Below are 5,936 nucleotides of genomic sequence, written 5' to 3' on the forward strand. Positions count from 1 at the left end.
GTGTCAGTCGACATCAATGTGGCTGACCCACCATCGCCAGCAAGCCGGCTCCTACAGGGGTCGGTGATGGTTTTGAGATTTGTGTTGTGGTTGACCCAAGGCATCTGTGATGAAATGCGACCCCACTCTCTATCGCGCAGCGCCGCCATCACTCGTCGTGAAACCCCGTCTGATCCGCCACTTGTTCCTGCCGCCACTGGTCATCGCCCTGATGATCGGATTGGGTTACCTCGGCTTCTGGGTCAGCGAGCACTACGGGATCCGCAGCCTCAGCGAGAACGGCCAGCGTCAGCTCGAACTGCACGCCCGCGCCGTCGAGAGCGAGATCAGCAAGTACACCTACCTGCCCAGCCTGCTGGAACTCGAAACCAGCGTTTCGAAGCTGCTGGCCGACCCGTCGCCGGAACACCGGCAAACGGTCAATGAATACCTCGAAGGCCTGAACCGGCGCAGCCGCAGTCGGGCCATCTACGTGATGGACACCACCGGTCGCGTCATGGCCACCAGCAACTGGCGCGACGTCGACAGTTACCTCGGTGAAGACCTGTCCTTTCGCGCCTATTTCCAGAACGCCGTGCGCGGCCAGCCGGGTCGCTTCTATGGCATCGGCAGCACCAACGGCGAACCCGGTTATTACCTGGCCCATGGCCTGGAAGAACACGGCAAGATCATCGGTGTCGCGGTGGTCAAAGTCCGCCTCGAAGCCATGGAAGAACGCTGGCAGCGCGCGCGCCTCGAAGCCTTCGTCAGCGACGAAAACGGCATCATCATTCTCTCCAGCGATCCGGCGCGACGGCTGAAATCAGTCGTTCCATTGAGCGACGAGACCAAGGAAAAACTCGCCCGCAGCCTTCAGTACTACTGGTTTCCACTGAACGAGCTGCAACCGCTGGCCCGAGAAAGACTGGCCGAAGGCGAGGAAAAACTGACCTTCCCGGCCAACAGCGAGGTGGAGTCCGACGAAGAGGACATCAGTTACCTCTCGCAAACCCGTCCCTTGAGCGACACCCCGTGGAATTTCACCCTGCTCACGCCGCTGCAGGATTTGCGTCGCGAAGCGATCAATCAGGGGATTCTGGTGGCCGTGGCGTTTGCCCTGGTGGCGTTCCTGCTGATTGCCTGGAACGAGCGCCGCAAGGTGATCGCCACCCGTCTCGCCGCCCGGGAAGCCTTGCAGGAAGCCAACAATCAACTGGAGCGTCGGATTACCGAACGCACCACCGACCTGCGCGCCAGCAACGAACGGCTCAAGGGCCAGATCCGCGAACGCCGTCAGGCCGAAGAGACCTTGCGCCGCGCCCAGGATGAACTGGTGCAGGCCGGAAAACTCGCGGCCATCGGCCAGATGTCCACCAGCATCGCCCACGAATTGAACCAGCCGCTGGCGGCGCTGCGCACCTTGTCCGGCAACACCGTGCGCTTTCTCGAGCGCGGGCAACTGGATGTGGCCAGCACCAACCTCAAGACCATCAACGAACTGATCGATCGCATGGGCCGGATCACCGCAAGCCTGCGCTCCTTCGCCCGGCGCGGCGACGACAAGGGCCAGGCCTGCCTCGGCAAAGCGGTGGACGCCGCGTTGCAACTGCTCGGTGGACGCGTGGAAAGTGTCCCTCTGCACTTGCATCGCGAGTTCGCCGACGTGCAGGTGCAGATTGACCAGACCCGCCTGGAGCAGATTCTGGTCAACCTGATCGGCAACGCCCTCGACGCTATGCAGTCGCAGCCCCAACCGGAATTGTGGCTCGAAGGCGAAGCGTTCGACGGCAAATATCGCCTGCGGGTACGCGACAACGGCCACGGCATCGATGCCGAAGCGCGCAAGCATCTGTTCGAACCGTTCTTCACCACCAAACCCGGCGAGCAAGGCCTGGGCCTCGGCCTGACCCTGTCCGCCAGCCTGGCCGCCGCCACCGGCGGACACTTGGGTGTCGAACACCCGGCCAGCGGTGGTACCACCTTCGTCCTCAGTTTACCGTTGGTAAGCCCCCTTCAAGCCGAGCCAATATGAACAACGACCTTAGTGTGCTGATCGTCGAAGACGACCCTCATGTGCTGCTCGGCTGCCAACAGGCGCTGACCCTGGAAGACATTCCCTGCGTCGGCGTGGGCAGCGCCGAAGAAGCGCTGGAGCGGGTCGGCGACAACTTTGCCGGCATCGTCATCAGCGACATTCGCCTGCCGGGCATTGATGGCCTGGAATTGCTGACCCGGCTCAAGGCCCGTGATCGCAGCCTGCCGGTGGTGCTGATCACCGGCCACGGCGACATTTCCATGGCCGTCGGCGCGATGCAGAAAGGCGCCTACGACTTCATGGAGAAACCTTTCTCCCCCGAACGCCTGGTGGATGTCGCCCGTCGTGCGCTGGAGCAACGCAGCCTCGCCCGGGAAGTCTCTTCGTTGCGCCGGCAATTAGCGGAACGGGATTCCCTGGAAGGCCGGATCATCGGTCGTTCGCCAGCCATGCAGAACCTGCGGGAATTGATTGCCAACGTCGCCGATACCTCGGCCAACGTGCTGATCGAAGGCGAAACCGGCACCGGTAAAGAACTGGTTGCGCGCTGCCTGCACGACTTCAGTCGGCGTCACACCAAACAGTTCGTCGCCCTGAACTGCGGTGGCCTGCCGGAGAACCTGTTCGAAAGTGAAATCTTCGGCCACGAAGCCAACGCCTTCACCGGCGCCGGCAAGCGTCGGATCGGCAAGATCGAACACGCCGACGGCGGCACGCTGTTCCTCGACGAGGTGGAAAGCATGCCGCTGCCGTTGCAGATCAAGCTGCTGCGGGTGTTGCAGGAACGCACTCTGGAACGCCTCGGCTCAAACCAGAGCGTGGCGGTGGATTGCCGGGTGATCGCGGCGACCAAGTCCGATCTCGACGAGTCGAGCAAGGCCGGCGAATTCCGCAGCGACTTGTATTACCGGCTGAACGTGGTGACCCTGGAACTGCCGCCGCTGCGCGAGCGCCGCGAAGACATCCTGCAACTGTTCGAACATTTCCTGCAGCAGTCGTCCTTGCGCTTTGACCGTGCCGTGCCGGAGCTGGACAACCAGACCGTGTCGAACCTGATGAGCCACGACTGGCCGGGCAACGTCCGTGAACTGCGCAACGTAGCCGAGCGGTATGCCCTCGGTCTGCCGGCCTTCAAGAAGTCGGGCGCCAGCGGCAGCAATCAGGGCCTGGCCTTCGCCGAAGCGGTGGAAGCCTTCGAACGCAACCTGCTCGGCGACGCCTTGCAACGCAGCGGCGGCAACCTGACCCAGGCCAGCCTGGAACTGGGCATGGCCAAAACCACGCTGTTCGACAAAGTGAAGAAGTACGGGTTGAGCCACTGATGGACCTGATGCTCAAGGCAACCCTGGGTGCGGCGGTGGTGTTGATCCTCGCTGCGCTGGCCAAGACCAGAAACTATTACATCGCCGGCCTGGTGCCGCTGTTTCCGACCTTTGCGCTGATTGCGCACTACATCGTCGGCAAGGGTCGCTCGCTGGACGACTTGAAGACCACGATTGTGTTTGGCATGTGGTCGATCATTCCGTACTTCATCTATCTGGCGACGTTGTACGTGATGGTCGACCGGATGCGGCTGGAGGCTTCGCTCGCCGTGGCGGCGGTGGCGTGGTTGATCGCGGCGACGATCCTCGTCAGCGTCTGGGTTCGCTTCCAGACCTGACCAAATCCCCTGTAGGAGCGAGGCTTGCCCGCGAATGGTCCGCAGCGGAACAACTGATGCACCGCGTTATCGTTCTTCGCGGGCAAGTCGGATCGCCGCACCGCTCGCTCCTACAGGATCTGCGTTGTTTCGAGACTGGAGGCTGGCCCGCCCCTTGCATTTACCCCCAAAAGCCCCCTCGGCCGGCCTTCATGATGGATGGAGCCGGTGTCTGGGAGGGTCTGCCAAGGGTGAATTGCGACCTTGAACATTTTAGATCTCGACCACAGCCTGACTGCCCAGGCCCCCATCGCACGGTTGCTCGACAGCGGCCGCGCGAAACGCCTGGACCTGCTCGACCTCGGCCCGAAATTGCGGCTCTGGTCCAGCGAACGCACCTGGCGCCGCTTCGCCGAACGCCTGCAACAACGTCCGCGCCACAGCGGCCCGCAACCGGAAATCTTCTTCGTCGGCTCAGGCGATTACCACCACTTGACCCCGGCCTTTCTCACTGACTTGCCGGCACCGGTGAGCCTGATCCACTTCGACAATCACCCCGACTGGGTCCACTTCGCCCCGCGTCGGCATTGCGGTTCGTGGGTCAACCAGGCGCTGAAACTGCCGAACGTCCAGCGCATCGTCACCCTCGGCCCGTGCAGCGATGACCTGCAAAATCCACAGCTCAAGGGCGGCAACCTCAGCGCCCTGAAACGCGGGGTCTTGCAGCTGTTTCCGTGGCAGCATCCGCCCTCGAAAGTCTGGGGCCGGGTCGGCGATGGCGCCGGGCATCAGCAACTGGAAAACCAGCTGCACTGGCGCAACCTCGCCGAACTGGATTGGCCGGTGTTTCTCGATCAGTTGATCACCAGCCTGCCCACCGAGGCGGTGTGGATCACCATCGACAAAGACGTCCTGGCCAGCGAAGACGCGGCGACCAACTGGGATCAGGGCGGCATGCGCCTGAGCCATCTGCTGCAAGCGATACGCGTGCTAGCCGCGAACAAGCGGATCCTCGGCATCGACATCTGCGGCGAATACGCCCGCCCCGCCTTCAGCAATGCCTTCAAACGCTGGGAGGCCAAGGCCGACCAGCCGCCGGCGGAACGCTGGAGCGCAGACGATCTGCTGCGTAACTCGGCCACCAATCAGGCACTGATCGAGCTGTTCGAGGAGCTGTTCCCATGACCATTACCGTGATTGTGCTGGTGGCGTTTTCCATCGTGCTGGACGTCATTGGCCAGCTCTGTTTCAAGCTCGGACTCGACCGTTTGCCGGAACTTGAAGGCGGTTTTCGCCTGAATGCATTCTGGGGCCAGGTGTTCAACGCGCCGCTGCTGTGGTGCGGGATCGGCGCCTACGTGATCGAGTTTTTTGTCTGGCTCGAAGCCCTCTCCCGTGCGCCACTGAGCCTGCTGTTTCCGGCGGCGGCGCTGGCGTATTGCGGCGTGGTGCTGGCCGGCAAACTGATCCTCGGTGAAACCGTGAGTCGTCGGCGCTGGCTCGGTACCTTAGTGATTACGGCGGGCGTGATGCTCGTGTGTGTCGCCCATGCATGAGGCTCAATCGATGATCAGAGGCAAGACCGACTGGCTGCATGAGCGCTTGGGCACCATCGTGCTGTGGGCGCTGTTGATCGCTTTTGAAAGTGCCGGGCAGATCGCCACGAAGGTGGGCGGTGATCAACTGGGGCAGATGGATTTCAACCTGAAATGGCTGATGGCCGTAGCGGTGAATCCTGGGGTGTGGCTGGCGATCGCCTGTTACATCGGGGCGTTTTTCGTGTGGATGCTGATATTGCGGCGCAGCAGCCTTTCGCTGGCGTTTCCGTTGAGTTCGCTGGTGTTTGTCGGGGTTTTGCTTGGGTCTTGGCTGGGGCTGGACGAGCAGATCAGCGTGCTGCACTGGGTGGGGGTGGCGGTGATCATGGGGGGGATTGCGTTGCTCGCCGAAGGTGAAGAAACCTAGTTTTCTGTGATCTCAAGGGCCCCATCGCGAGCAGGCTCGCTCCCACAGGGGTATGCGGTCAAAATGTGGGAGCGAGCCTGCTCGCGATGGCGTCAGCCCGGCCAACAAACTTCTCTAGTCAAACTTGTAGGCCACCGCCGCCTGCACCTCCCCCTGGTTGGTATCCCCGACCGCTTTGACAATGCTGCTATCCGCCGCCGCCCCCGTCAGGTGAATCCAGCTCGCGCTCGTCAGCAGTGACCATTGCGGCGCCAGGGGAAATTCGAAGCTCTGGGTCAGCGCGACGTTCTGCAAGCCACCACCGGCGTTGTACGGGCG

Annotated in this window: 7 protein-coding genes; 6 read left to right on the forward strand and 1 reads right to left on the reverse strand. The window is 62.3% G+C overall.

Translation table 11 applies throughout. The annotated features are described in order from the left end of the window. Positions 1 to 109: 109 nt before the first annotated feature. From KGB27_RS30645 to KGB27_RS30670, 6 genes are all read left to right on the forward strand, one after another. Positions 110 to 2,011, forward strand: a complete 1,902-nt coding sequence (locus KGB27_RS30645; RefSeq protein WP_008040854.1) for a sensor histidine kinase — start codon at positions 110 to 112, stop codon at positions 2,009 to 2,011. Next, positions 2,008 to 3,336, forward strand: a complete 1,329-nt coding sequence (locus KGB27_RS30650) for a sigma-54-dependent transcriptional regulator (RefSeq protein ID WP_008040853.1) — start codon at positions 2,008 to 2,010, stop codon at positions 3,334 to 3,336. The genes KGB27_RS30645 and KGB27_RS30650 overlap by 4 nt, the downstream gene beginning before the upstream one ends. An 8-nt stretch (positions 3,337 to 3,344) precedes the next feature. Further along, positions 3,345 to 3,674 (forward strand): GlpM family protein, encoded by a 330-nt coding sequence (locus tag KGB27_RS30655; RefSeq protein WP_177318184.1) that lies wholly within the window; start codon positions 3,345 to 3,347, stop codon positions 3,672 to 3,674. A 243-nt stretch (positions 3,675 to 3,917) separates the two neighbouring features. Next, positions 3,918 to 4,838: an arginase gene (locus KGB27_RS30660; protein ID WP_192228572.1), complete on the forward strand. Its 921-nt coding sequence runs from the start codon at positions 3,918 to 3,920 to the stop codon at positions 4,836 to 4,838. Beyond that, positions 4,835 to 5,209: an EamA family transporter gene (locus KGB27_RS30665; RefSeq protein ID WP_008032192.1), complete on the forward strand. Its 375-nt coding sequence runs from the start codon at positions 4,835 to 4,837 to the stop codon at positions 5,207 to 5,209. The genes KGB27_RS30660 and KGB27_RS30665 overlap by 4 nt, the downstream gene beginning before the upstream one ends. Before the next feature lie 10 nt (positions 5,210 to 5,219). Further along, a complete protein-coding gene (locus tag KGB27_RS30670) occupies positions 5,220 to 5,618 on the forward strand; it encodes a transporter (protein WP_223557348.1) in 399 nt (132 codons plus the stop codon). A gap of 114 nt (positions 5,619 to 5,732) precedes the next feature. On the opposite strand, the gene KGB27_RS30675 is transcribed toward KGB27_RS30670, so the two are convergent. Next, positions 5,733 to 5,936, reverse strand: a 204-nt coding sequence (locus tag KGB27_RS30675) for a MipA/OmpV family protein (RefSeq protein WP_223557349.1), incomplete at its 5' end; no start/stop codon positions are given.

This window comes from Pseudomonas sp. BF-R-01, assembly GCF_019946615.1.
In the GTDB taxonomy this organism is placed as follows: domain Bacteria; phylum Pseudomonadota; class Gammaproteobacteria; order Pseudomonadales; family Pseudomonadaceae; genus Aquipseudomonas; species Aquipseudomonas migulae.

What these genes read in the sequence shown, in the direction of transcription:
- KGB27_RS30645 (WP_008040854.1), top strand. Translation starts at nt 110, where the DNA reads ATGAAATGCGACCCCACTCTCTATCGCGCAGCGCCGCCATCACTCGTC.
- KGB27_RS30650 (WP_008040853.1), top strand. Translation starts at nt 2,008, where the DNA reads ATGAACAACGACCTTAGTGTGCTGATCGTCGAAGACGACCCTCATGTG.
- KGB27_RS30655 (WP_177318184.1), top strand. Translation starts at nt 3,345, where the DNA reads ATGCTCAAGGCAACCCTGGGTGCGGCGGTGGTGTTGATCCTCGCTGCG.
- KGB27_RS30665 (WP_008032192.1), top strand. Translation starts at nt 4,835, where the DNA reads ATGACCATTACCGTGATTGTGCTGGTGGCGTTTTCCATCGTGCTGGAC.
- KGB27_RS30670 (WP_223557348.1), top strand. Translation starts at nt 5,220, where the DNA reads ATGATCAGAGGCAAGACCGACTGGCTGCATGAGCGCTTGGGCACCATC.